This window comes from Stenotrophomonas sp. Steno-Z1, from assembly GCF_056393175.1.
The window spans coordinates 763,765-787,155 of record NZ_JBWJPB010000001.1 but is presented as its reverse complement, the minus strand read 5'-3'; the positions used below and the strand labels follow the sequence as shown (position 1 = coordinate 787,155).

The window sequence follows — 23,391 nt, the reverse complement described above, 5'->3', positions numbered from 1 at the left end:
ATGACCGCCCTTCCCGCCGCAAAGACCCGACCCTTGAACGCTCCTCCGTTGCTGGCCGCCCAGGGCCTCGCCTTCAGTCGCAACGATGAGCCGGTGTTCGGCCCGCTCGATTTCCACATCGACGCTGGCGAGGCGCTGCTGGTGCAGGGCGACAATGGCGCCGGCAAGACCACCCTGCTGCGGGTGCTGGCCGGCCTGCTGCGCGCCGACGCCGGGCAGGTGCAGATCGATGGCCGGCCCGCCGGGCACAAGGAACGGTCGCAGTTCGTGGCGTACCTGAGCCACCTGCCCGCCCTCAAAGCCGACCTGGACACGCTGGAGAACCTGAACTTCCTGTGCGGCCTGCACGGGCGGCGCACCCGGCAGATGCCCGGCAACGCGCTGGCCATCGTCGGCCTGGCCGGCTACGAGGACACCCTGGTGCGGCAACTCTCGGCCGGGCAGAAGCGTCGGCTGGCCCTGGCCCGCATCTGGCTGTCGCCGGCGCCCCTGTGGCTGCTGGACGAGCCCTACGCCAACCTGGACCTGGAGGGCATCAACCTGGTCAACCGGATGATTTCGGCGCACCTGCGCAGCGGCGGCGCGGCGCTGGTGACGACCCACGGCGCCTACGCGGCGCCGCCGGTGCAGACCCGCCTGCTCAGCCTGGGAGCAGCGGCATGATCGCGCCCGGTACCGAACCCGGCCTGTGGCAGACCGCCCGCGCGCTGGTGGTACGCGACCTGCGCCTGCTCTGGCGGCGCCGCGGCGATGCGCTGCAGCCGCTGATGTTCGCGGTACTGGTGGTGGTGCTGTTCGCCCTTGCCCTGGGCCGCGAGCCGCAGTTGATGCCGCAGGTGGGCGCGGCGGTGCTGTGGCTGGCGGTGCTGCTGGCCGGCCAGTTGTCGCTGGACTCGCTGTTCCGCAGCGATGCCGAGGACGGCTCGCTCGAACAGTGGCTGCTGGCCCCGGTGCCGCTGGCCTGGCTGGTGCTGGTGCGGGTGCTGCTGCACTGGGCGACCACCGCCGGGCCGCTGATCCTCATGGCGCCGCTGCTGGCCGAAATGCTGCATCTGCCGCATGACCAACTGCCCATCCTGCTGGCATCGTTGGTACTGGGAACACCGCTGTTGAGCCTGATCGGTGGCGTGGTTGCCGCACTGACCGTCGGTATCCGGCGCTCTGGTATTCTCGTGGCGTTGCTGGCGTTGCCGCTGTACGTACCGGTGCTGGTGTTCGGTGCGGGCAGCGTGGCGGCAGCCGCGCGCGGGCAGGATCCGGTCGGCGCGCTGCTGCTGCTCGGCGCCGGCCTGGTGGTCGCCCTGGTGCTGGCACCGCTGGCCACCGCCGCGGCCATCCGGATTTCCCTGCATTGAGCCATCGTCCACCGCACCACCGTTTCCAGCGTCATCGTTCAACAAGCCGCTCCACGTCCGTTGAATCGTCGCCCTTCGTTGGATAACCACCGCCGTATGCATCCGATTGTCCGCTGGTTCCACCAAACCGCTTCGCCGCCCACCTTCGATCGCTTCGCCGCGCGCTGGTCGCGCGTGTTCTACGTGGCGGCGGTGCCGGTGCTGCTGCTCGGGATCTGGCAGGGCCTGTTCGTGACACCGCCGGAGCAGAACCAGGGCGACGCCTTCCGCATCATCTACATCCACGTGCCCAGCGCGTGGATGAGCCTGTTCGTGTTCGCGCTGATGGCGCTGTACGCGGCCATCGCGCTGGTCTGGCGGATCAAGATCTGCGAGATCCTGGCGATGGCCTGCGCGCCGATGGGCGCCGGCTTCACCCTGATCACGCTGCTCACCGGCAGCATCTGGGGCAAGGGCACCTGGGGCACGTGGTGGGACTGGGACCCGCGCATGACCAGCGAGCTGATCCTGCTGTTCCTCTATCTCGGCGTGATCGGCCTGTACTACGCCATCGAAGACCGTCGCAGCGCCGCGCGCGCGGCCGGGCTGCTGGCCATCGTCGGCGTCGGCCTGCTGCCGGTGATCCGTTACTCGGTGGACTGGTGGGGCGGGCTGCACCAGCGCCAGTCGGTCAACGTGTTCGGTGACAACGCCATCCGCCCGGAGCTGATCGCACCGCTGTGGTGGATGGTGGTAGGCACCAAGCTGTGGTTCGCCGGCTCGCTGCTGGCCAAGGCGCGCGCCGACAACCTGCTGCGCGAGGCCGGCAAGGCCTGGGTGGGCGAACGCATCGGCGGCGGTGCCGCCAGCACTGCCGGGGAGATGCCGCGATGACCCACCTGCCCTTCATCATTGCCGCCTTCGCGGTGTTCGTGCTGGTGCTGTGCTGCGATGCGTTCGGGTCCTGGCTGCGCCTGCGCCTGGCGCGCTGGCAGGCCCGGCACCGCCAGCAGCGGCTTCAGGCGCGCGCCAAGCCGCAACCCGGCGCCACGTTGGCCCCGGAGCTGAGCCGATGACCCCGGTACAGCGCCGCCGCATGGTCTGGGTGCTGTTGCTGCTGCTCGCCTCCGGCCTGGCCACCACGCTGGTGGCCTTCGCCCTGCAACGCAATATCGCCTACCTCTACACCCCGGCCGAGGTGCTGCGCGGCGATGTCGATCCGCAGTCGCGGTTCCGCCTCGGCGGGATGGTGGTGAAGGGCTCGTTCCAGCGCGCCAGCGGTTCGCTGGAAGCGCATTTCGTGGTGACCGACGGCGATGCCACCCTGCCGGTGAGCACGTCGCGGATCCTGCCGGACATGTTCCGCGAAGGCACTGCCGTGGTCGCCATGGGCCGCCTGCAGGACGGCCGTTTCATCGCCGATGAAGTGCTGGCCAAGCACGACGAGAATTACATTCCCAAGGAAGTGGCCGACAAGATGGGCCAGGCGCACAGCAAGCACGACGTGCCCGTGACCGCACCCGAGGCGCGCTGAGTGCTGCCCGAACTGGGGCAGATCCTGCTGGTGACCGCCCTGCTGATGGCGGTGCTGCAGGCCGTGTTGCCGCTGTGGGGGGCCCAGCGCGGCCGCGCGACGTGGATGGCGGTGGCGCGGCCCGCCGCGTTCGCGCAGCTGGCCCTGCTGCTGGGCGCGTTCGGCGTGCTCACCGCCGCATTCGTCACCCAGGACTTCTCGGTGCGCTACGTGGCCGAGAACTCCAATTCGCTGCTGCCGCTTGCCTACCGCTACTCGGCGGTGTGGGGCGCGCATGAAGGCTCGCTGTTGTTGTGGGCGCTGGTGCTGGCGCTGTGGAACGGCGCCGTCGCGCTGTGGTCGAAGCGCCTGCCGATCGAGGTGCTGGCCCGCGTGCTGGGCGTACTCGGCATCATCGGCATCGGCTTCCTCGCCTTCCTGATCTTCACCTCCAATCCCTTCGCCCGCCTGCTGCCGGCACCGCTGGAAGGCCACGATCTCAACCCGCTGCTGCAGGACCCCGGGCTGATCATCCACCCGCCGATGCTGTACCTGGGCTACGTCGGCTTCGCCGTGCCGTTCGCCTTCGCCATCGCCGCGCTGCTGGATGGCCGCGTGGATGCACGCTGGCTGCGCTGGACGCGGCCGTGGACCAACGTGGCCTGGGGCTTTCTGACCCTGGGCATCGCACTCGGCAGCTGGTGGGCGTATTACGAACTGGGCTGGGGCGGCTGGTGGTTCTGGGACCCGGTGGAGAACGCGAGCTTCATGCCGTGGCTGGCCGGCGCCGCCCTGATCCACTCGCAGGCGGTCACCGAAAAGCGCGGCAGCTTCGCCAGCTGGACACTGCTGCTGGCCATCGCCGCGTTCGCGCTGTCGCTGCTGGGCACCTTCCTGGTGCGCTCGGGCGTGCTGACCAGCGTGCATTCGTTCGCCGCCGATCCCTCGCGCGGCACCTTCATCCTGATCTTCCTTGCCCTCGTCATCGGCGGCGCGCTGCTGCTGTACGCACTGCGCGCCGGCGCGCTGGGCAACGACGACCCGCGCCGCGGCTTCATGCCAACCTCGCGGGAGACGCTGCTGCTGGCCAACAACCTGCTGCTCGCCGCGGCCTGCGCGATGGTGCTGCTGGGCACCCTGTACCCGCTGCTGGCCGATGCGCTGGGGCTTGGCAAGGTGTCGGTCGGGCCGCCCTACTTCGGCACCCTGTTCCTGCTGCTGATGGCCCCGCTGGTGGCGCTGTTGCCGTTCGGCCCGCTGGTGAACTGGCAGCGCGACCAGCCCTCGCGTGCGCTGGCGATGCTGGCGCCGTGGGCCGTGCTGGCCCTGCTGCTGGGTGGGATTGCCTATTTCATGGCGCCCCAGGGCGCACTCAAGACCGCCGCCGGCGTGACCGCGGCGGCCTGGGTAGCGCTCGGCACGGCCCGTTTCGTCTGGAGCCGGCTGCGCGGCAACGGCCGCTTCAACGCCGAGATGGTCGGCATGCTGCTGGCCCATGGTGGCGTGGCGGTGTTCCTGGCCGGCGCGCTGCTGGTGGAAGCGCTGAACGTGCAGCGCGAGGTCGCGCTGTCGCCGGGGCAGACGCTCCAGGTGGCGGGCTATGAACTGCGCTTCGAGGGCGTGGACCACCAGCAGGGCCCCAATTACAGCGCCGATCGTGGCCATGTGCGGGTGCTGCGCGATGATCGCGAGGTGGCGCTGCTGCACCCGGAAAAACGTGCCTATGCCAGCGGCGGCCAGATGATGACCGAGGCCGGCATCCATGCCCGCCTCAATGGCGACGTGTACGTGGCGCTGGGCGAGCCGCTGGGCAACAATGCCTGGGCGGTGCGCGTGCACGTCAAACCGTTCGTCCGCTGGATCTGGCTGGGCGCCCTGTTGATGGCACTGGGTGGCTTCGTCACCGCCGCCGACCGTCGTTTCCGTCGTCCCTGAGTCCTGGAGTTCCCCGTGTCCGATCCGCGTCCCGCTTCCCGTCCGTTGCCGCCCGTGGCCATCGTCATCGGCGTGCTGTTCTTCTTCGGGCTGCTCGGGCTGATGGTATACGGAGTGATGAAATCCGGCGCGCCGGACCGCGATGTACTGCCCTCGGCGCTGATCGGCAAGCCGGCCCCGGCATTCACGCTGCCGGTGCTGCACGACCCGACCCTCAAGGTGAGCAGCACCGAACTGCGCGGCGCGCCCTACGTGCTCAACGTGTGGGGCAGCTGGTGCGCGGCGTGCCGTGAGGAGCACCCGATCCTGACCCGCTTCGCCGAGACCAAGCGCGTGCGGGTGATCGGCTACAACTGGAAGGACGAACCGGCCGATGCGCTGCGCTGGCTGGAACAACTGGGCAATCCGTTCGTGCTGGTGCTCACCGACATCGAAGGCCGCACCGCCATCGACTGGGGCGTGACCGCCGCGCCGGAGACTTTCCTGGTCGATGCCAGCGGCGTGGTGCGCTGGAAATACAGCGGTGCCCTCAGCCAGCGGGTGATCGACACCCAGCTGATCCCCGAACTGGAGAAGGTGGAGCGCGCCAATGCCAACGCCCAGAACCGCCTTCCCGCCGCGCCCTGACCTGCACGGCTGGCTGCGCGGCGGGCTGCTGCTCGCCGCGTTGCTGCTGCCTTGGGCGGCACTGGCCCAGGCCGTCTCCGACCCCACCCCGCTGCACTACCGCAGCGCCGCCGAAGAGGCGCGCTTCCATGCGTTGGCCGCCGAGCTGCGCTGCGTGCAGTGCCAGAACCAGTCGCTGGCCGATTCCAACGCGCAGATCGCCCACGACCTGCGCCGCGAAGTACTCGCGCTGATGCAGCAGGGCCGCGACGACGCCCAGATCAAGCAGTTCCTGGTCGAGCGCTACGGCGACTTCGTGCTGTATCGCCCCGCCATGGATGCACGCAACAGCGTGCTCTGGTTCGGCCCCGTCGTGCTGCTGGTGGCCGGTGCCGGCGTGCTGGTGTGGGTGGTGCGTCGCCGCAGCCGCCAGCTGCAACCGATGGACGACAACGAGGCGCGCTGGTGAGCGGGTCCTGGTTGCCAACGGCCGCGGCACTGGCGGCAGGTGCGGTCGGACTGGCGGTGCTGTGGCCGCTGCGCGCCAGCAGCCGGCGCGCGCCCTTCATCGCACTGGTGGTGGCACTCGGCCTGGCCGGCTACGGTTTGTATTCCCTGGTGGGCACGCCCCAGGCTGCCACGCAGGCGCCGGACACGGGCGAACCGGCCACCCTGGCGGCCGGCGTGGCGCAGTTGCAGCAGGCCTTGGCGCGCGACCCTCAGCGCGCCGATGGCTGGGCGTTGCTCGGCCGCTCGCAGCAGGCACTGGGCAACCTGGCCGAGGCCAACGCGGCCTATGCGCGGGCGGTGCAGTTGGCCCCCGACGAACCGGAGGTCCTGGTGGAAGCGGCGCAGGCGCGTGCCCAGGCCGACCCGACGAGGACGTTCGACGACACCGCGCTGCAATGGCTGCGCCACGCCCAACAGCTCGCCCCCGACGGCGAACGTGCCGGCTGGCTGATCGGCATCGCGCTGCGCCAGCGCGGCCAGGATGCCGAGGCTGCCGCGACGTGGGAGGCATTGCTGCCCAGGCTTGCGCCGGGCGCGGCCAAGGCCCTGCGCGCGCAGATTGCGGTTGCCCGCGACAAGGCCGGCCTGCCGGCCGCCGCGCAGGCCGCCAGCGCGTCGCCTTCGCTCGCCGTCACGGTGAGCCTGGCGCCCGCCTTCGCCGCACGGCTGCAGGTGCCTGCCGACGCCCGGGTGTTCGTCATCGCCCGCGTGCCGGGCGGCCCGCCGATGCCGGTGGCCGTGCAGAAGCACGCGCTGGCCGAGCTGCCGCTGCAGGTCACGCTGGACGATGCCGACAGCCCCATGCCGACCCAGCCGCTCTCTGCGCATCCGGAGGTGGAGGTGTTTGCGCGCCTGTCCGCATCCGGCCAGGCCAATCGCCAGGACGGCGATGTCGATTCCCCGATCGTCCGCGTTCGCCTGCCGCATGCCGGGCCGGTGCCGTTGGTGATTGGCGGGCCATGAGCGGCGCTGCGATGCTGCGTGCCGCCAGCGGTGCGGCGCGTGGCACGGACCCGGCTAAAATGGCCGCATGACTGAATTCATCCCCCCCGGTACCCGCTACCACGCCCTGCCCTCGCCGTTCCCGTTCAAGCGCGGTGGCCAACTGATCGGCGCGCATGTGGCGTTTGAAACCTGGGGCACGCTGGATGCCGATGCGGGCAACGCAATCCTGATCGTCACCGGCCTGTCGCCGGACGCGCACGCTGCCGCCAACGCGGACAACCCCGCGGCTGGCTGGTGGGAAGGCATGCTCGGCCCGGGCAAGGCGATCGATACCGAGCGCTGGTTCGTGGTCTGCGTGAACTCGCTGGGCAGCTGCAAGGGCTCCACCGGCCCGGCCACGATCGATCCGGCCACCGGCCAGCTGTACCGCCTCGGCTTCCCCGAGTTGTCCATTGAAGACGGCGCGCGTGCGGCGGTGGAGGTGGTGCGCGCGCTGGGCATCCACCAGCTGGCCTGCGTCATCGGCAACTCGATGGGCGGCATGACCGCGCTGGCGCTGTTGCTGCTGCACCCGGGCATCGCCCGCAGCCACATCAATATCTCCGGCAGTGCGCAGGCCCTGCCCTTCTCCATCGCGATCCGCTCCCTGCAGCGCGAGGCGATCCGCCTGGACCCCAAGTGGGATGCCGGCCGCTACGACGACGCCAGCTACCCCGAATCGGGCATGCGCATGGCGCGCAAGCTCGGCGTGATCACCTACCGGTCCGCGCTGGAGTGGGACGGCCGCTTCGGCCGCGTGCGGCTGGATTCGGACCAGGCCGACGATGACCCGTTCGGGCTGGAATTCCAGGTGGAAAGCTACCTGGAAGGCCACGCGCGTCGGTTCGTGCGCTTTTTCGACCCCAACTGCTACCTGTACCTGAGCCGCTCGATGGACTGGTTCGACCTGGCCGAATACGCCGACGGCGATGTCCTGGCCGGGCTGGCCAGGATCAAGGTCGACAAAGCGCTGGCGATCGGCGCCAACACCGACATCCTGTTCCCGGTGCAGCAGCAGCAACAGATTGCCGACGGCCTGCGTGCCGGGGGCGCCGATGCGCGCTTCATCGGCCTGGATTCGCCGCAGGGCCATGATGCGTTCCTGGTCGACTTCGCGCGGTTCGGGCCTGCGGTCGGCGAGTTCCTTTCCACGCTCTAAGGACAGACATGCGACTGCAGGGAAAGCTCAGTGAGTGGGACGACGCACGCGGCTTCGGCTTCGTGCAGCCCAATGGCGGCGGCGAGCGCTGTTTCGTGCATATCCGCGCATTTGCCGCCCGCGATCGGCGCCCGGCACTCGGCGATGTCATCACCTATGTGGCCGAGCGCGATGCGCAAGGGCGGCCGAACGCGGCCCAGGTGCGCTTCGCGCTGCAGCGTGGTGGCGCACGCACCCGCCCTTCGGCCGAACGGACGGGGCGCGACATCCTCCCTCGCAAGGCCATCGCACTGCTCTTCCTTGCCTGCCTGGGTGCGCTGACGGCGTGGATGCACTGGCCGACATGGTTGCCGGCCGCCTACCTGGGCGCCAGCGTCGTTACGTTCCTGGCCTACTCGCACGACAAATCCGCCGCGCAGGCCGACCGCCGCCGCACCCCCGAAAAGACCCTGCAGCTGCTCGCACTCCTCGGCGGCTGGCCAGGCGCCCTGCTTGCCCAGTCGCTGCTGCGCCACAAGAACCGCAAGGCCTCCTTCCAGCAGATGTTCTGGCTGATAGTGGTGATCAACCTGGTCGGGCTGGCCTGGCTACTGCACGACATCGCTCGGTAGATCCACGCCAGGCGTGGGTGGCGCAGCCATCGGGCGCCCGACTCCCCCGGCGCCCGACCCGGCAGAGCCTTGTGTAACGCCCGACCGAACGGACATCACTGCACGTCTTCGACCGTTTCTACCAGGTGATCGGACGCGGCGCGGAGGAAAGCGGATTGGGTTTATCCGTTGTCCAGGAGACGTTGAACGCGCACGAAGGCGGGATCACCCTTGGTTGGCCGGGATTCCGGCGGCGAGCCACTCAGCCAGGGCGACGACTTTCGGGCGCGCGCCATGACCTGCCGCTGCGTCAGAATCACCCTTTACGGCAGCGTAGCGTTCGGCATCTGGAACGTGAACAATGTCCCGGCGGCCTCATTCGACTGCACACTCAGTGTGCCGCCATGGGACCTCGCAATTTCCGATGCGATGTAGATGCCAAGACCGAGACCAGGTCGCGGGCGCTCGCCCTTTTCGCGCGAAAACGGGCTGAAAATTGTGTCCATGCTGCTGGACGGAATGACGCCGGCGTTGTGCACCTCCAGGATGAACCCATTGGGCGCGCAGTGAACGTTCAACGTGATGGGGGACGAACGTTCGCCATGCTGGGCCGCGTTTGTCAGCAGATTGGCCAGCAGTTGTGACAGCCTGCTGGGGTCGCAGACCACAGTCCCTTCGAGCCGTATCTGAACCTGGATATCCTGGCACCCAGTGGCGATGGCTACCTCGTCCACCACCCGTTTCAGTTCCGCGTCCAGCGTGCTGGTTGCCTGCAGCGAGATGGGAATGCCGCCACCCAGGCGCCCTCTGGCGAAATCAAGCACGTCGTTGATCAGCCCGTCCATCCTGGTCACGCCTGACGCGATGTGCGCGAGCATGCGATGCTGACGCTCGGAATTCGCGTCAATGCTCAGCGAGTCTGCGGCGATGCTGATCGCCTGGAGAGGGCTGCGCAGGTCGTGTCCCAGAACCGCGATGAACTGATCGCGCAAGTCGGCAGCGCGGTGCGCATCGGAGAGTGCACTCTCGGCCTGCAGCAGGCGATCTTCCTTGTCCAGGTAGTTTCCAATCAGCTCGGCAAGCAACTCCATCGAGCGCTGGACATGGGCTTCGTCGAAGTTGCCTGGCGCCGAGTCGATGGCGCACAGCGTGCCGAAGAAGGTCCCGTCCGGCCGATGGATGGGAACGGACGCGTAGCTCTCAAGCCCGTAGATCCGGGGCGTGTGATGCGTGGAGTAAAGCGGGTGTGCGCTCGCATTCGCGAATACGACGGAGGTCGAAGACCGCCTGATTTCGTCGCAGATGGTGGTTTCGAGCACCAGTTGACCACCTGGAACCAGCCCGAAACCCAGGGTGTCGAGTGTGGCGCACGCCGTCCAGGTTGTCTCGGTCACGCGGGCAATAGCGGCGAATCGCGAACCCGTGATGTGGGCTACGGTTTCGAGGATTCGCGGCACCGCCTGGATTCGACCGATCTCAGCGATGTCGTTCAGCAGATCAGGGTCGGTCAGGGTGTCCATGCGTGACAGGTTGGGTCGGTGGCGCATTATCTCATGGGGGAACCCGTGCGTTGGCAGGTCCGCAGGCGTGCGGGCCAGTCGGGCTGGGCACTCAGGGGCCCGGTGGGTGTCCCGACGGAGGCAAGCGAGCCCTTCGTCGATACAGGGCCGTGAGCAAGGCAGCCACTGGGGGGCGACGTCCGGTGGAGGATTGAACGAGGCTCGCTTCGCGTGGCAACCCACGGCTGCTTGCGCAGTTCAGCCAGTTGCTGTGACAAGGCCGGCTGTCGACTGCCGGTGGCCGCCTCCGGGCCGCCCACGGCCGACTCACCTCGACACAGCGGACAAAGAAGAACAGACGCAACGGTGTCGCCATGCAGCAGGGCAGCTCGGCGACGCCAGCGGCCCTACCCGTCATTGCGTGGCTAGCGCCGGTCTTCGTACCTGATGCCGAACCCGTTTCCCACGCGGTGGATGCGTGCGAAGCCAAGCTCCCCCAGGTGCATGCCGGCGACCTCCAGCCCATCGGCGCTGACAACATCCAGAAGCCGTGAGCGTGTGGCGGCCGCCAGCAGCGGGTCCTGGTCGAATGCGATGGATACCGCAGGGCGGGCTATCTGGATATGCGGAAAATGCACGATATCGCCCCAGATCAACGCGCTTCGCCCGTCCGACTCGATGCGGTAGCCCACGTGCCCTGCGCTATGCCCGGGTAGCGGCAGCATGTGCATGCCAGGCAGCACCTCGCCTTCCCCCGCGACCCGAAGATGGTGGCGATACCGGGCGACGACCTGGCGTGCCAGCAGGAAGTTGCCGCGTGCGCGCGCGTTGCTCCGCGCAAGGTGGGCATCGTCCTCCCAGAAGGCCAGCTCGCGTGGGTGGATCAGCAGTTCCGCGTTGGCGAAGACCGGCCCGCCCTGCGCGTCGAGCAGGCCGCCGACATGGTCAGGATGGGCATGCGTCAGCAGCACGGCGTCCACCTCGGCAGGCTGCACACCCGCCCGCGCGAGGTTGGCCGTCAGCTGCCCACCCCATCCCTTTACGCCGCCAGCGCCGGCATCGATGAGCATCGTGCGGCCCTGCCCGCGCACGAGATAGGCGTTGATGTGGATCGACGCCGGATCGTGCACACCTGCGCGTGCCTGCAGCTGGAGGGCATCGGCCGGGTCGATGTGGGAAAGGAGCTCCAGGCTGCCAGGCAGGTGGCCATCACTGAGGGCCTGGATGAAAAAGTCGCCCGTCTGCTGCGCAGGCAGGGCCGGTCCAGGCAGGGTTGTATTCATGGTCGGTCATCCGTTCCGGGCGTGCAGTGACGCGGGGGTGCAGCCAAAGCAACGGATACGCGCCGCCATCCCTGCATGCTGTTGGATCGCCAGCGCGAGCTGACGCATGAATTCGTCCATGAGCGCTGGCGTTCTCGCCGGCGAAAGACGGAAGGTCAGTTCCGCGGACGCCGGGTAGCCGCGCCCGTGACGCGCGCCCAGGTACTGGATGTGCACGTTGTCCAGGGCCGCCCCAAGCAGGTCGGTACACAACTGCGTGCATCGTTCGGTGAGCGCCGCCAGATGGGTGTGCGCCGGCATGCGTTGCTCGGTGAAGTAGATCGTCAGCCCGGGCATGTCAGCGCGGCTCCAGTGCACGGGGTGCAGCACCCTGCGGGCTGTTCAGCTGCCCGGTCAGCGGCACATAGGCGTGCACGCCCTCGGGCAGGGTATCCACGCCCGGCGCTCCCGCCTGCGCAACCGATGCCAGCCAGAGTCGTGCAGGCATGCAGTCGAGGGCAACGGCATGCAGCGCCTGCGAGGTGATCCCCATCGCCGTCAGCGGGCCCGGCCCCGCGTGGCTCACCAGCAGATACCCGCCCGGTTCGATGGCCGGCGCCCGGCCCGGGCTGTCGTACAGAGTGCGGCGCCACTGGGTGATGTGCCGCTGCCAGCGCGCGAAATTGCCACCGCCCTTCCGGGCGTACTCCTCGCCCAGCAGAACCTCAAGGCCGTCGATCGTGTGCAGGGCGAGGTAAGCGGGGCAGCCGGGACCGGATGCCCTGAAGCGTTGCGAGGTGTGGAAGCCGCGCACGGAAATGAGTGCGGGCAGTTTCTGCAGGCTGTAGAAGTGGTTCCACTCCGCCTCACTGGCAGGATCGGCAAAGTTGCATTCGACGGCGTAGATCATGGACGTGCTCTCCTGGCCCGGGCCCAGCGCCCGGCCCTCATTGACGTTCCATCATGCTAGGCCTGCCTTTTCAGGCGCAAAAGCGATAAATCGGTATGCTTCCGTGACACAACGTCACGCTGGACGCCCTTCATGCGCAGAAAAATCCCCAGCAGCGCCGCCCTGACCGCCTTCGAAGCGGCTGCCCGCCATGGCAGCTTCGCGCGGGCCGCGGAAGAGCTTTCGCTGACCGAAGGCGCCATCAGCCGCCAGATCGGCAGGCTGGAGTCGTTCCTGGGGGTCGCGCTGTTCGAACGCATCGGCAATCGTGTCCGCCTGCTGCCCAATGGCGCGCGCTACGCCGGCCAGGTCCGTGAGCTGCTGGACCGGCTGGACCGGGACAGCCAATACCTGATGGGCCAGCCGGAGAACGCCGCGAGCCTGGACATCGCCGTTACACCGACGTTCGCGATGCGCTGGCTCATCCCCCGCCTGGCCGGTTTTAGCCGACTGCATCCCAACATCACCGTGCATCTGTCCGAGCGCACCGAACCGTTTGCGCTGGCAGGAAGCGGGGTCGATGCCGCCGTGCACTTCGAGCATCCAGCGTGGGCGGGCATGCGGACCTATCCGCTGCTGCAGGAAGTGCTTTTGCCGGTTTGCCACCCCTCGCTGCTCGGCGGGCGCAAGCGCTTGCCCGCATTGGACACGCTGCCGCGTCTGCACAGGCGGCACAGCCCTGACGCCTGGCAGCGCTATGCCGAGGAGACAGGCGTGCTCCTCACCAATCCCGCGGTAGGCGCGCGCTACGACCTGCACGCGATGCTGATCGAGGCGGCGCTGGCCGGGTTGGGCGTTGCCTTGGTCCCGCGCCTGTACGTGGAGGCGGAACTGGAACAGGGGCGCCTGGTCGCGCCGTGGGCGCACCCCACGCGCGTATCAAAGACCTTCTGCCTGGTACTGCCCGAGCCAATCGGCCTGACGGCCGGCCCGGTGCAGGTGTTTGCGCACTGGCTACTGGACGTGGCGGGCAAGCCGGGCGCCGACCGGGAGGCTTGAGCGGCCCTGCAGCGCGTGGCCTGCGGCGCAGGGAGAGCGCGGCGGTGCGCTCGGGCAACCAGCACTCAATGGCGTCCGGAGCGCTCCCGCTTTCCATCCTCGTGCTGCGCCGTCGCGCGGCTCTGCGCGAACTCCGGGAAGGTCTCTGCCATCGACGCGTTGTCCGGCAGAACGTAGAACACACCGCCGCGCTCGAACGTGGACCGCACGACGCGCTCGTAGAACTCCGAGGACACGTTGATGCAGCCATGGGTGACGCGGTTGTCATCCGGCGTGGGCGACGCGAGGCGTTCGGCGCGCTTCTCTGCCGGCGTGCCCGGCGGCGTCGGGTGGATGGACACGGCGGAATCGTAGTCCACCCACAGCACGCGGCCGGCATCGATGGAGGGGCCGTAGCCGCCGACGAAACGACCGGCCGGTGTAGTGCGATCGCGCCCCGGAATCTCGCGCAGCGCGAGGCCGGCAACGCCCGGGGCGGAGTGGTCGCCGGTAGCCGAGCCGAACAGCGCGGGTGCTGCGCCGCGAAGCTTGCCATCACCACCAAACACCAGGATCTGTGCAGCGGCCTTGTCCATGACCGCGAACGGATAGCCTTGGCTGTCCTTGCTGGCCACTACCCAGCCGGCCAGTTCGATCACGGTATCGGACACGTCCTGGCCCTGCGGAAGCTCATCAACGGCGGCCACAGGTTGCGTGGCGTTGTCTGCCGCGCTGGCCGCACCGACGCTGGTCAATGCCAGCGCCAGGGCCAGCGCAGCATGGCGTGCAATGTAAGAGTGCGTACGGATGGGAAGGGTCCTCGGAATGAAGCGCGTGTGGCTCAGGGGGACCAGTGGCCAGAAGCGGCCACCGGTCCCCGATTCAAGCGTTTTTCACACGTGGTGCAGGAGCGATCAACCGCGCGGCTTGCGTCGCGGGGCCTGTTCGAGCTGCTGGACGCGGCCTTCGATCTGATCCAGACGCTGGTTGGCCTGTTGGGCGGACTGATTGGCGGACTCGGCGCTCTGGGCGGCGCCCTGCACCTTCACATCGAGCTGGTCGAGGCGTGAGTTGATCGTTGCAAATTCGTCTTTGTAGGTGGCGCAGGAGCTGAGTCCGACGGCGACGACAATCGCCACACCGAAACTACGAGCCATCGTCAAATGCTGCTTGTTAAGGGACATTGCACACCCTCCTTTCGTCTGGGGTCTCCGGAATATAGCCGGCTTTTCGCCCGAGTCAGGAAACGCTTTCAGCTACAGTTGGAGGAAGTAGAGGGGGCGTGAAGGACGCGAAATCCGCCGTGACGGAGCCTGAATACGCGGGTGCTGCGCGACCCGCCGCGAACGTCCATTGCGGCTGATTTCGGCCAGATGGGTCGCTGGCGGTGACCCTGCCAGACTGCCTCGTCTGTCACTCTCTTCGATCCCCACCTGCGCGCTGATCCGGGCCACCCATGAAACACCCACGCGCTTCAGCCACCCAGACAGATACGGCGCACGGACCGACGTCGCCGGGTCTGTTCGCCGCGTTGCGGGATCTGCTGCTCCCGTACAAGGATCATCTTGTCGTCGTGCACGACGACGACGCGCACTTCTACGCCAACGGCATGCACGCCGCCGCCAACGGCAAGGCGCAGTTCTTTGCCGCGGTAAAGATGTCCGGCAGCAGATGTGCATTCCACTTCATGCCCGTCTACGACTTCCCCGAACTGCTGGTGGCGATCAGCCCGCTTCTGAAGAAACACATGCACGGGAAATCCTGCTTCAACATGACGGTCAATGACCCGGTCCTGCTGGACGAACTGCGGTTGCTCGTCGCACGGGGCGTGCATCGCTACATGGCGGCCGGCAAGCTCTGAGTGCGCAGGCGCGCGCTACGGCGGGCGACGTGGACGCACCTGCCCTCCCCTGACCCATCAGGAGCGCACCGTGCTGCGTTATTGGATCAGGGCATTGAACGCAGCCATGCTGCCGCTGCCTCGATGGCGTCCTGATCGCTGGGCACAGGCTGCTCGGGCTGTATGCCATGTGGGTAGGCCACACCCGAGCGATCGAGCATCATCGCCCTGGTCAGCCGCAGGGCGCCGCCATCCGGGAGCGGATAGCCGCGGTTGGCAGTGGCAAGACCCGCGGTCGGCTGCCCGAAGAAGCGGGTGCCCGGACGGGCCCTGAACGACACGGCCACCGCCTCGCCGGAGCTCCCCGTCTTCGGCCCCACCAGCACTGCCACACGATGGTGGGCCATGTCGCCACCGCACGCCTTGGGCGCGCGGGCGCGCCACGATGTCGCCACCCCGTTGCGATCGCGGAATGCACCGACCTCGCCATCGCCCAGCAGCGCGTGCACGCCGCTGAGCATGGGCCACATGTTGCCGCCGGTGTTCTGGCGAAGATCGAGGATCCAGCCCTTGGTGGACGTTGGGGCCAGCCGCGCGATCTGCTCGCATAGTCCGGTCGCGAAGGCTTCACCGGCGGCTGCATCGGTCCCGCGCAGGCCGGGCACCAGTACGTAGCCGAGGTCCTGCATCGGCCTCACCTCGATGGCCCGCGTCGCCACGGCTCGTTGGCGGTATGCCAAGGCTTCGTTGGGAGACTGGAGGAAGCTGTGGCGATCTGCCAGCGCGTCCAGGACCTTGCGTATCCTGCCGTACGCCTCCTGGGCGGGACGTTGTTTCAGCTCCGGCGTCAGCTGCGCCTGCTGCACGGTCGGCCAGTCAACCTTGTCGGCGTTCAAGGCGTTGGCGCGAATCGTGGCAAGGGCATACGCGACCACGTCATAGGCCGATACGCCGCCCGACGGCGCATCCTGCGCCGTCAGCGTGAGATGCTCGACTGCGACACGCCCGGGGCTGTTCAGGGTGGCCCCCAGCTTGAGATGGGTCGTTCCCGAAGGGATATAGAGCCGCAGTTCCCTCGCTTGTGCGCCGTCAGCCAGATGCACCGGCTCGTCCCCCGAACTCGCGAAGGCCAAACGCCCTGTCGGGCCATCCGCACGGATCCAGAGCGTGGCGATGCCGTTGCCATCGGTTACCTGCACGCTGCCGGCCAGGCGCGCCTCCCGCCCCTGGAACGGACCGGCGTCCAGCGAGGTGATGGCGCCGACGAATGCCTTATCACCGGTGGATTCGGCCGACAGGGTGATGGCGCCGCCGCGCGTTTCCAGGATGTCGCCCGCACCGCGGGTGACCGAGAGTGGGCTGGTGCCCGTCCAGACGGTGTCCGCTGACGCGCCACTGCTGAGCAGCGCAAGAAGGAGAAACATCGCGGTGCGGGGCATGGGCAACGTCCTTGTCCGGGTTGAAAAACCATCCTTGGTTCACCTGTACGGCCGTCGACATCCCGACATCCGCAGGGGAGCGGGTCTTTCGGATCACGACGGATTCCGAGGATGTCACTCGGTGCCAGGCAGCGTGGAATGTACCGTCTGCGCATGCGTGCTTCAACTGCGACTGCCACGCGGAAAAACCGGCATCCGGATCGAGCGCGTGCATCAGTGGCGAGGATGTTCGGAACAGCACGCCCTCCTGCGTGTCGCAACGATCGAATGCGGCGTCGCGCAGCCGCGCACGATCGACGCGGCTGTCGAACTCGGGGCCAGGATAGTTGGCCATGGCCGGCCAGCCCTCCCCTACCCCAGCCGCCCCTCGCGCAGCCGATAGCTGCGATGCACGATGCCCTCGGGCAATACGTCGTGGGTGATCATCAACAGACTGCGCCCACCCAGCGCCGCCACCATGTCATGCAGCAATGCATGCGCGGTATCCACGTCCAGGCCGTCGGTGGGCTCGTCCAGCAGCAGGATCGGCGAGCCACGCAGCAGCGCGCGCGCCAGCGCCAACCGCCGGGCCTGGCCGGCGGACATGGTCGCGCCGTTCTCGCCGACCCAGGCGTGCAGCCCCCCCAGCTGGTCGGCCCAGGCCTGCAGGCGCACGTCGGTTAGCACCTGCCACAGCTGCGCGTCGCTGGCCTGCGGGTCGCCCAGGCGCAGGTTGTCGGCGATGCTGCCGGCAAACACCGGCGCATTCTGCGGCAGCCAGGCGATCTGGCGATGCCACTCGGCCTGGCTGAACTGGCGGATGTCGACGCCGCCGTAGCGGACGTAGCCCGAGGCCGGGTCCCACAGCCGCAGCAGCAGCGAGGACAGCGTGGTCTTGCCGCTGCCACTGTCGCCGCGGATGGCGATGCGCTCGCCCGGGCGCAGCTGCAGCTGCACCTCATCCAGGACCCGGCGTGCCTGCCCCGGCCACTGGAAGGTGACGTGTTCGACGCTGAGCAAGGCCGCCTCCGCAGGCAGCGGTACCGGATCGCGTGGCTCGGCCACGCCGGGGGCCTGCTCGACGATCTGCTCCAGCCGCACCGCCGCCACCCGGCCGGACAGCCACGACTGCCAGGCCAGGCCGATGCCCGCCCACAGCTCCAGCAACGCCACGGTGAGGAACACCAGCGCGGCCGCCATGGCCGCATCGATGGCGCCGCGCTGGAAGCCAAGCAACGCCACCCACACCATCGCCAGCAACCCGGCCGCCGCGCACAGGCCATGCAGTGCATTGCCGCCGATCAGCCGCCAGCGACGGCGACGGTCGCGCGATCTCAACTGTTTGGCGGCCACCAGCACGCGCTGGTTCCAGTGCTCGCGCGCCTGCAGCGCGGTGAGGTCGGCTGCACCTTCCAACCCTTCGAACGCCTGCGCGCGCAGCTGCGCACGATGCCATGCGCGGTCGCGCTCCTCGCCACCCGCGCCGCGCACGGTCAGCCACGGCACGCCGATGCCGATCAGCAGCGCCAACACCGCCAGCAGCAGCGCGGCCGGCGGATGGATCAGCGCGGCCGAGACCACCGCCGCCAGCGAAATGCCGCCCAACGCCAGCAGCGGGCCGATCGCACGGACCAGCAGGCCATCCACTTCGCCGATGTCCGACATCAGCCGTGCCAGCAGCTCCCCGGTGCGCACGCCGGCCAGCCGCGCCGGTGCCAGCGGCAGCGCGCGACGGAAGAACCACACGCGCAGGTCGCGTGCGATGCGCAGGGTGACATCGTGGCCGACCAGCTTCTCGAAATAGCGCGAGGCGATCCGCGCCATGGTCAGGCCGCGGATGCCCGCCGATGGGGAGAAGAAGTTGAACCCACTGCCGAGCCCGGCCGCGCCGGCCAGCGCCGCTGCGGTGAGGAAGCCGCCGGACAGGCCGAGCAGCGCGGTGCCGGCCAGCATGGTGATCCACAGCAGCAGCACGGTCAGCAGCAGGCGACCGCGATGGCGGGCGAAGACGCCGCGCAGGGAATCGGTGCGCGGGGTGTGGATGCGCGGGGTGCTCATGGCGAGGCCTCCGTGGCCAGTGCCGTGCCGCCGGCGGTGAGGGTGAGGCGGGTATCGGCCCAGCGCATCGCGACCTCGCTGTGGGTGGCGATGACCACTGCGCGGCCGCGTGCGAAGGCGGCGAGGGTGCGCAGCAGGTCGGCCTCGGTGTCCGGGTCGAGGAACGCGGTGGGCTCGTCGAGCAGCAGCAGCTGCGGGTCGCGCAGCAGCAACCGCGCCAGCCCGATCCGCCGTGCTTCGCCGCCGGACAGGCCGACGCCGCGCTCACCGATCACCGTGTCCAGCCCGTCGGGCAGTGCCTCGGCAAAGCGCATCACCTGCGCGGCCTCGGCCACCGCACGCAGGTGCGCATCGGTGGCCCCCGGGTCGGCCAGGCGCAGGTTGTCGGCGATGCTGCCGTGGAACAGATACGGGCGCTGGCCCGCATACCCCACGTCCATGCCCGGGCGCAGCACGATGCTGCCCGACTGCGGCGGCAGCCAGCCGGCCAGCGCCTCCAGCAGCGTGCTCTTGCCGCTGCCACTGGGGCCGACCAGCGCCAGGCGCTGGCCGGGCTCGATCTGGAAAGACAGCCCCTGGATCACATCGTGCCGCGCTCCCACGGGGCGCAGCACCAGGTCGCGCACCTGCACCGGCGGCGCGTGCTGTTCCAGCAGCTCCGGTGCACGCGGCACCGCCGCTGGTGCGTCGACGGCGGTCTCAGCGGCGGGCAGTTCGCCGAGCAGGCGCTCAACCTCGGCCGCAGCGGCCAGCGCGTTGGCACGATCGTGGTAGTGCGCGGCCAGGCGCCGCAGCGGCGCGTAGAACTCCGGGGCCAACAGCAGGCAGAACATCCCCACGCCCAGCGTGGGCACCTGCGCATGCAGCGACATCAGCCCCAGGTAGCTCAGCCCGAAGTACAGCGCGACCATCGCCACGCTGATCGAGGCGAAAAACTCCAGCACCGTGGAGGAGAGGAATGCGATCCGCAGCACTTTCATGGTGCGCTCGCGCACGCCTTCGGCGGCGGCGGCCACGCCATCCAGCTCGGCCTCGCCCCGGCCATACAGGCGCAGCAGGCCCAGGCCCTTGATGCGGTCGGCGAAGTGCCCGCTCATCCGCGCCAGCTCACCCAGCTGGGCACGCCCGGCCGCTTCGGCGCCCCAGCCGACCAGCATCATGAAGAACGGCGCCAGCGGCGCGGTGAACACCAGGATCAGCGCCACCACCCAGTCGGTCCAGGCCACGGCCAGCACGATCAGCAGGGGCACCACCACCACTTCGATGCGGACCGGCTGGTAGCCGGCGTAATAATTCTCGACTGCATCGGCATGGGTGAGCATCAGCTCGCCCAGCTCACCGGTGCGCTGCTGGCGCAGCCACAGCGGGCCGCGCGCCAGCAGCCGCCGGTAGACCCGCTCGCGCAGCGCCAGCCGCGCGGTGTCGGCCACCTCGCCCGCCGCCGCCTGGGTGGCACTGCCCAGCAGCGCGCGGATGACAAGCACCGCCAGCAGCGCGACCAGCACCGGCACCGCGCTGGCCAAGGGGCGATGCTGCACCAGCACGGCCTGGATCAACCAGGCGATTGCCGCCGCCTGCCCGATCAACAGCGCACCGGACAGGCAGATGCACAGCGCGGCCAGGCGCTGGCGGCTGCGCGCGGCGACCGCCAGGCTGCCCAGCCAGTGCAGGCGCTGGCGGCGCAGGGCGGCGGTATCGGCAGGGCTCGCGTCAGGGGGTATGCTCAAGACAGCTCACAGAGGGACACAGGGAGGTTCCGGTCGATTGTAGTGGGTGCCGGGATGGCCCCCGTGCGGCAAGCGGTCGCAGGCTGCGCCGATCGCATACGATTCCCTCGTGGAACCGTTTGTACATTGATCTGAATCAAGGCTGTTTGAAGTTGCTGGTCACAGAATTCACTCCGTAGACCCCTTCCCGCCACCTGAAACGGCAAAACCCAACGAGGTAGCCAGGCCATGATTGATCAGACAGTCGTAGAACTGTCACGGCTGCAATTCGCCCTGACCGCGATGTACCACTTCCTATTCGTCCCGCTCACGCTTGGCCTGTCCTTCCTGGTGGCCATCATGGAGAGCGTGTACGTCATGACCCGCAAACAGGTCTGGCGGCAGATGACCCTGTTCTGGGGCACGCTGTTCGGCATCAACTTCGCCATCGGCGTGGCCACCGGCCTGGTGATGGAATTCCAGTTCGGCATGAACTGGTCGTACTACAGCCATTACGTCGGCGACATCTTCGGTGCGCCGCTGGCGATCGAAGGGCTGATGGCGTTCTTCCTGGAAGCCACCTTCATCGGCCTGTTCTTCTTCGGCTGGAAGCGCCTGAGCGCGGTCAAGCACCTCACCGTGACCTGGCTGATGGCGCTGGGCACCAACCTGTCGGCGGTGTGGATCCTGATCGCCAACGGCTGGATGCAGAACCCGACCGGTGCGGTGTTCAACCCGGAAACGATGCGCATGGAAGTGGTCGACTTCGCCGCGGTGCTGTTCAACCCGGTGGCGCAGGCCAAGTTCGTGCATACCGTCAGTGCCGGCTACGTGACCGGCGCGATCTTCGTGATGTCCATCAGTGCGCTGTACCTGCTGCGCAACAAGTACAAGGACATGGCCCGCCGCTCGTTCGCGGTGGCTGCCGCGTTCGGCCTGCTGTCGTCGCTGTCGGTGGTGGTGCTGGGTGACGAGAGCGGGTATGCCGCCAGCGAACACCAGAAGATGAAGCTGGCCGCGATCGAGGCGATGTGGGAAACCGAGCGTGCCCCGGCCGACTTCACCGCCTTCGGCATCCCCAACCAGAGCACCCACGCCAATGATTACGCGATCAAGATCCCGTACCTGATGGGGCTGATCGCCACCCGTTCGCTGGACCAGCCGATCCCCGGCATCCTGGAACTGGTGGGCCGCGCCGAGAACCGCATCCGCGGCGGCCAGCTCGCCTACGGTGCGCTGGAGCGCGTGCGCAAGGACAAGAACGACCTCGAAGCGCGTGAGATGTTCGACCGCCACTGGCAGGATCTTGGCCATGGGCTGCTGCTCAAGCGGTACCGCGAGGACATCCTCAACGCCACACCGGAAGAAATCTCCAAGGCGGCGATGGATACCGTGCCGCGCGTTGCCCCGCTGTTCTGGACCTTCCGCATCATGGCGGGCCTGGGCTTCTACCTGATCGCATTCTTCGCGGTGGCCTTCTACTTCTCCTGCAGGAACAGCTTCCAGGACAAGCGCTGGTTCCTGAAGCTGGCCGTGTGGTCGCTGCCGGCACCGTGGATCGCGATCGAGTGCGGCTGGTTCGTGGCCGAGTACGGTCGCCAGCCGTGGGCGGTGGACGGCGTGCTGCCCACCTTCTATGCCGCATCGGGCCTGGCACTGCATGAAATCCTGACCACGCTGGCGGTGTTCACCGCGCTGTACACGGTGCTGCTGGTGATCGAGGTCAAGCTGATGCTGAAGGCGATCCGCAAGGGCCCCGACGACATCCTGCCCACCCTGCAGGCCGACATCCGCCCCGTTACCCCCATTGCCGCCGCCCCCGGCCAAGCCTGAGGCAGGAGAATCCAGATGGACTTCATTGCACTTGATTACACCACGCTCCGCGTGATCTGGTGGCTGCTGCTCGGCATCCTGCTGATCGGCTGGGCGGTCATGGACGGTTTCGACCTCGGCGTCGGCACCCTGCTGCCGTTCGTGGCCAGGACCGACGACGAACGCCGGCTGGTGATCAACACCGTCGGCCCGGTCTGGGAAGGCAACCAGGTATGGCTGGTGCTGGGCGGTGGCGCGATCTTCGCCGCCTGGCCGCCGCTGTACGCGGTCAGCTTCTCCGGCTTCTACCTGGCGGTGTTTGCCATGCTGTTCGGCCTGATCCTGCGGCCGGTCGGCTTCAAGTACCGCAGCAAGATGCCGTCCAAGCGCTGGCGCGACAACTGGGACCGCGTGCTGTTCGTGGGTGGCCTGCTGCCGGGCCTGATCGCCGGCGTGGCCGTGGGCAACGTGCTGCTGGGCGTGCCGTTCCACTTCGATGACAGCATGCGCATCTTCTACACCGGCTCGTTCTTCGGCCTGCTTACCCCGTTCGCGTTGGTGGCCGGCCTGGTCAGCGTCGCCATGCTGGTCTCGCATGGCGCGGCAATGCTGGTGATCAAGACCGACGGCCCGGTGGCCGAGCGGGCGGCCCGTTACGGCAGTGTCGCGGCGCTGGTCAGCTTCGTGTTGTTCGCCGCCGCCGGCGCGTGGGTGGCCTTCGGCCTGCCCGGCTACCAGATCACCTCGCAGGTGGTCACCGACGGCCCGACCAACCCGCTGCTGAAGACCGCCGAAATCGGCACCGTGGTCGGTGGCTGGCTGCGCAACTACAGCAGCATGCCCGCCACCCTGGTGTTCCCGGTGCTTGGCCTGCTCGGTGCGCTGGCCAGTGCGGTGCTGCTGCGTGCCCGCCGTGGCGGCCTGGCGTTCATCGCCTCGGGCACGTCCATCGCCGGCATCATCCTCACCGTCGGCTTTGCGATCTTCCCGTTCCTGCTGCCCTCCTCCAGCCAGCCCACCTCCAGCCTGACCGTCTGGGACAGCTCGTCCAGCCACCTCACGCTGTGGATCATGCTGATCGCCACGGCCATCTTCCTGCCCATCATCCTGGCCTACACCACCTGGGTGTACCGCGTGTTGAAGGGCAAGACGACCGCCGAGGAAATGGGCGACAACCCCAACGCGTATTGATCCCCTGCGCCGGCCAGCGGCCGGCCCCCACCCCCGCACATAGGAGA

24 protein-coding genes and 1 pseudogene are annotated in these 23,391 nt (G+C 68.4%); 15 read left to right on the top strand and 10 right to left on the bottom strand.

The genetic code is table 11. From position 1 onward, the window contains the following. The 11 genes from ccmA to AC06FD_RS03320 all read left to right on the top strand — a co-directional run bounded on the left by ccmA (position 1) and on the right by AC06FD_RS03320 (position 8,652). A complete protein-coding gene (gene ccmA, locus AC06FD_RS03370) occupies positions 1 to 663 on the top strand; it encodes a heme ABC exporter ATP-binding protein CcmA (protein WP_394162547.1) in 663 nt (220 codons plus the stop codon). Then, a complete protein-coding gene (gene ccmB, locus AC06FD_RS03365; protein WP_478076971.1) occupies positions 660 to 1,355 on the top strand; it encodes a heme exporter protein CcmB in 696 nt (231 codons plus the stop codon). The genes ccmA and ccmB overlap by 4 nt, the downstream gene beginning before the upstream one ends. 96 nt (positions 1,356 to 1,451) lie before the next feature. Beyond that, positions 1,452 to 2,228, top strand: coding sequence for a heme ABC transporter permease CcmC (gene ccmC / locus AC06FD_RS03360; RefSeq protein ID WP_394162545.1), 777 nt, complete (start codon positions 1,452 to 1,454; stop codon positions 2,226 to 2,228). Next, the gene (locus AC06FD_RS03355; protein WP_394162543.1) at positions 2,225 to 2,410 is read left to right on the top strand and encodes a heme exporter protein CcmD; all 186 of its coding nucleotides are present in this window, start codon (positions 2,225 to 2,227) and stop codon (positions 2,408 to 2,410) included. Before ccmC ends, AC06FD_RS03355 begins: the two co-directional genes overlap by 4 nt. Continuing rightward, the gene (gene ccmE, locus AC06FD_RS03350; protein ID WP_259203385.1) at positions 2,407 to 2,868 is read left to right on the top strand and encodes a cytochrome c maturation protein CcmE; all 462 of its coding nucleotides are present in this window, start codon (positions 2,407 to 2,409) and stop codon (positions 2,866 to 2,868) included. The genes AC06FD_RS03355 and ccmE overlap by 4 nt, the downstream gene beginning before the upstream one ends. After that, positions 2,869 to 4,782: a heme lyase CcmF/NrfE family subunit gene (locus AC06FD_RS03345; protein ID WP_478076970.1), complete on the top strand. Its 1,914-nt coding sequence runs from the start codon at positions 2,869 to 2,871 to the stop codon at positions 4,780 to 4,782. A 102-nt stretch (positions 4,783 to 4,884) separates the two neighbouring features. After that, positions 4,885 to 5,409, top strand: coding sequence for a DsbE family thiol:disulfide interchange protein (locus tag AC06FD_RS03340; protein ID WP_394162692.1), 525 nt, complete (start codon positions 4,885 to 4,887; stop codon positions 5,407 to 5,409). Further along, entirely contained in the window at positions 5,372 to 5,857 is a 486-nt protein-coding gene (locus AC06FD_RS03335; protein WP_394162538.1) for a cytochrome c-type biogenesis protein, read from the top strand. Before AC06FD_RS03340 ends, AC06FD_RS03335 begins: the two co-directional genes overlap by 38 nt. A gap of 11 nt (positions 5,858 to 5,868) precedes the next feature. Next, complete coding sequence (locus tag AC06FD_RS03330) at positions 5,869 to 6,861, top strand: tetratricopeptide repeat protein (protein ID WP_478077360.1); 993 nt, start codon at positions 5,869 to 5,871, stop codon at positions 6,859 to 6,861. Positions 6,862 to 6,928: 67 nt separating this feature from the next. Further along, entirely contained in the window at positions 6,929 to 8,041 is a 1,113-nt protein-coding gene (gene metX / locus AC06FD_RS03325; RefSeq protein WP_394162534.1) for a homoserine O-acetyltransferase MetX, read from the top strand. A gap of 8 nt (positions 8,042 to 8,049) precedes the next feature. After that, on the top strand, positions 8,050 to 8,652 hold the full coding sequence (locus tag AC06FD_RS03320; protein WP_449335908.1) for a DUF1294 domain-containing protein: 603 nt from the start codon (positions 8,050 to 8,052) through the stop codon (positions 8,650 to 8,652). Between the two features lie 302 nt (positions 8,653 to 8,954). On the opposite strand, the gene AC06FD_RS03315 is transcribed toward AC06FD_RS03320, so the two are convergent. The 5 genes and pseudogenes from AC06FD_RS03315 to AC06FD_RS03295 all read right to left on the bottom strand — a co-directional run bounded on the left by AC06FD_RS03315 (position 8,955) and on the right by AC06FD_RS03295 (position 12,302). Continuing rightward, a complete protein-coding gene (locus AC06FD_RS03315; RefSeq protein WP_478076969.1) occupies positions 8,955 to 10,151 on the bottom strand; it encodes a sensor histidine kinase in 1,197 nt (398 codons plus the stop codon). 91 nt (positions 10,152 to 10,242) lie between these two features. Continuing rightward, positions 10,243 to 10,548, bottom strand: a pseudogene (locus AC06FD_RS03310) (transcriptional regulator). Positions 10,549 to 10,555: 7 nt separating this feature from the next. Next, the gene (locus tag AC06FD_RS03305) at positions 10,556 to 11,413 is read right to left on the bottom strand and encodes an MBL fold metallo-hydrolase (protein WP_478076968.1); all 858 of its coding nucleotides are present in this window, start codon (positions 11,411 to 11,413) and stop codon (positions 10,556 to 10,558) included. Between the two features lie 6 nt (positions 11,414 to 11,419). Beyond that, positions 11,420 to 11,749: a hypothetical protein gene (locus AC06FD_RS03300; protein WP_478076967.1), complete on the bottom strand. Its 330-nt coding sequence runs from the start codon at positions 11,747 to 11,749 to the stop codon at positions 11,420 to 11,422. A 1-nt stretch (position 11,750) separates the two neighbouring features. Then, positions 11,751 to 12,302, bottom strand: a complete 552-nt coding sequence (locus AC06FD_RS03295; RefSeq protein ID WP_478076966.1) for a hypothetical protein — start codon at positions 12,300 to 12,302, stop codon at positions 11,751 to 11,753. A 132-nt stretch (positions 12,303 to 12,434) separates the two neighbouring features. Here AC06FD_RS03295 and AC06FD_RS03290 point away from each other — a divergent pair, with 132 nt between their 5' ends. Next, the gene (locus AC06FD_RS03290) at positions 12,435 to 13,340 is read left to right on the top strand and encodes a LysR substrate-binding domain-containing protein (RefSeq protein WP_259203413.1); all 906 of its coding nucleotides are present in this window, start codon (positions 12,435 to 12,437) and stop codon (positions 13,338 to 13,340) included. A 65-nt stretch (positions 13,341 to 13,405) separates the two neighbouring features. Here the strand turns inward: AC06FD_RS03290 and AC06FD_RS03285 are convergent, their stop codons facing one another. Next, entirely contained in the window at positions 13,406 to 14,086 is a 681-nt protein-coding gene (locus AC06FD_RS03285) for a L,D-transpeptidase family protein (protein WP_394162686.1), read from the bottom strand. 147 nt (positions 14,087 to 14,233) lie between these two features. Then, a complete protein-coding gene (locus AC06FD_RS03280; protein ID WP_259203414.1) occupies positions 14,234 to 14,503 on the bottom strand; it encodes a hypothetical protein in 270 nt (89 codons plus the stop codon). A gap of 272 nt (positions 14,504 to 14,775) precedes the next feature. Here AC06FD_RS03280 and AC06FD_RS03275 point away from each other — a divergent pair, with 272 nt between their 5' ends. Further along, complete coding sequence (locus AC06FD_RS03275) at positions 14,776 to 15,180, top strand: hypothetical protein (RefSeq protein WP_478076965.1); 405 nt, start codon at positions 14,776 to 14,778, stop codon at positions 15,178 to 15,180. Between the two features lie 86 nt (positions 15,181 to 15,266). On the opposite strand, the gene AC06FD_RS03270 is transcribed toward AC06FD_RS03275, so the two are convergent. The 3 genes from AC06FD_RS03270 to cydD form a co-directional block, all read right to left on the bottom strand. Next, complete coding sequence (locus AC06FD_RS03270) at positions 15,267 to 16,598, bottom strand: S41 family peptidase (protein WP_478076964.1); 1,332 nt, start codon at positions 16,596 to 16,598, stop codon at positions 15,267 to 15,269. 351 nt (positions 16,599 to 16,949) lie between these two features. Continuing rightward, on the bottom strand, positions 16,950 to 18,635 hold the full coding sequence (gene cydC / locus AC06FD_RS03265; RefSeq protein ID WP_478076963.1) for a thiol reductant ABC exporter subunit CydC: 1,686 nt from the start codon (positions 18,633 to 18,635) through the stop codon (positions 16,950 to 16,952). Continuing rightward, positions 18,632 to 20,362, bottom strand: coding sequence for a thiol reductant ABC exporter subunit CydD (cydD, locus tag AC06FD_RS03260; protein ID WP_478076962.1), 1,731 nt, complete (start codon positions 20,360 to 20,362; stop codon positions 18,632 to 18,634). Before cydD ends, cydC begins: the two co-directional genes overlap by 4 nt. Positions 20,363 to 20,590: 228 nt before the next feature. Here cydD and AC06FD_RS03255 point away from each other — a divergent pair, with 228 nt between their 5' ends. Both AC06FD_RS03255 and cydB read left to right on the top strand, forming a co-directional pair. Further along, positions 20,591 to 22,174 carry a cytochrome ubiquinol oxidase subunit I gene (locus tag AC06FD_RS03255; RefSeq protein WP_259203425.1) on the top strand — a complete coding sequence of 528 codons (1,584 nt, stop codon included), beginning with the start codon at positions 20,591 to 20,593 and terminating at the stop codon, positions 22,172 to 22,174. 15 nt (positions 22,175 to 22,189) lie between these two features. After that, the gene (gene cydB / locus AC06FD_RS03250) at positions 22,190 to 23,344 is read left to right on the top strand and encodes a cytochrome d ubiquinol oxidase subunit II (RefSeq protein WP_478076961.1); all 1,155 of its coding nucleotides are present in this window, start codon (positions 22,190 to 22,192) and stop codon (positions 23,342 to 23,344) included. Positions 23,345 to 23,391 lie beyond the last annotated feature (47 nt).

Excerpts from the sequence above, each read along its gene's own strand:
- ccmA (WP_394162547.1), top strand. The coding sequence starts at position 1 with ATGACCGCCCTTCCCGCCGCAAAGACCCGACCCTTGAACGCTCCTCCG.
- ccmB (WP_478076971.1), top strand. The coding sequence starts at position 660 with ATGATCGCGCCCGGTACCGAACCCGGCCTGTGGCAGACCGCCCGCGCG.
- ccmC (WP_394162545.1), top strand. The coding sequence starts at position 1,452 with ATGCATCCGATTGTCCGCTGGTTCCACCAAACCGCTTCGCCGCCCACC.
- AC06FD_RS03355 (WP_394162543.1), top strand. The coding sequence starts at position 2,225 with ATGACCCACCTGCCCTTCATCATTGCCGCCTTCGCGGTGTTCGTGCTG.
- ccmE (WP_259203385.1), top strand. The coding sequence starts at position 2,407 with ATGACCCCGGTACAGCGCCGCCGCATGGTCTGGGTGCTGTTGCTGCTG.
- AC06FD_RS03340 (WP_394162692.1), top strand. The coding sequence starts at position 4,885 with ATGGTATACGGAGTGATGAAATCCGGCGCGCCGGACCGCGATGTACTG.
- AC06FD_RS03335 (WP_394162538.1), top strand. The coding sequence starts at position 5,372 with ATGCCAACGCCCAGAACCGCCTTCCCGCCGCGCCCTGACCTGCACGGC.
- metX (WP_394162534.1), top strand. The coding sequence starts at position 6,929 with ATGACTGAATTCATCCCCCCCGGTACCCGCTACCACGCCCTGCCCTCG.
- AC06FD_RS03320 (WP_449335908.1), top strand. The coding sequence starts at position 8,050 with ATGCGACTGCAGGGAAAGCTCAGTGAGTGGGACGACGCACGCGGCTTC.
- AC06FD_RS03315 (WP_478076969.1), bottom strand. The coding sequence starts at position 10,151 with ATGGACACCCTGACCGACCCTGATCTGCTGAACGACATCGCTGAGATC.
- AC06FD_RS03305 (WP_478076968.1), bottom strand. The coding sequence starts at position 11,413 with ATGAATACAACCCTGCCTGGACCGGCCCTGCCTGCGCAGCAGACGGGC.
- AC06FD_RS03300 (WP_478076967.1), bottom strand. The coding sequence starts at position 11,749 with ATGCCCGGGCTGACGATCTACTTCACCGAGCAACGCATGCCGGCGCAC.
- AC06FD_RS03295 (WP_478076966.1), bottom strand. The coding sequence starts at position 12,302 with ATGATCTACGCCGTCGAATGCAACTTTGCCGATCCTGCCAGTGAGGCG.
- AC06FD_RS03290 (WP_259203413.1), top strand. The coding sequence starts at position 12,435 with ATGCGCAGAAAAATCCCCAGCAGCGCCGCCCTGACCGCCTTCGAAGCG.
- AC06FD_RS03280 (WP_259203414.1), bottom strand. The coding sequence starts at position 14,503 with ATGTCCCTTAACAAGCAGCATTTGACGATGGCTCGTAGTTTCGGTGTG.
- AC06FD_RS03275 (WP_478076965.1), top strand. The coding sequence starts at position 14,776 with ATGAAACACCCACGCGCTTCAGCCACCCAGACAGATACGGCGCACGGA.
- AC06FD_RS03270 (WP_478076964.1), bottom strand. The coding sequence starts at position 16,598 with ATGCCCCGCACCGCGATGTTTCTCCTTCTTGCGCTGCTCAGCAGTGGC.
- cydC (WP_478076963.1), bottom strand. The coding sequence starts at position 18,635 with ATGAGCACCCCGCGCATCCACACCCCGCGCACCGATTCCCTGCGCGGC.
- AC06FD_RS03255 (WP_259203425.1), top strand. The coding sequence starts at position 20,591 with ATGATTGATCAGACAGTCGTAGAACTGTCACGGCTGCAATTCGCCCTG.
- cydB (WP_478076961.1), top strand. The coding sequence starts at position 22,190 with ATGGACTTCATTGCACTTGATTACACCACGCTCCGCGTGATCTGGTGG.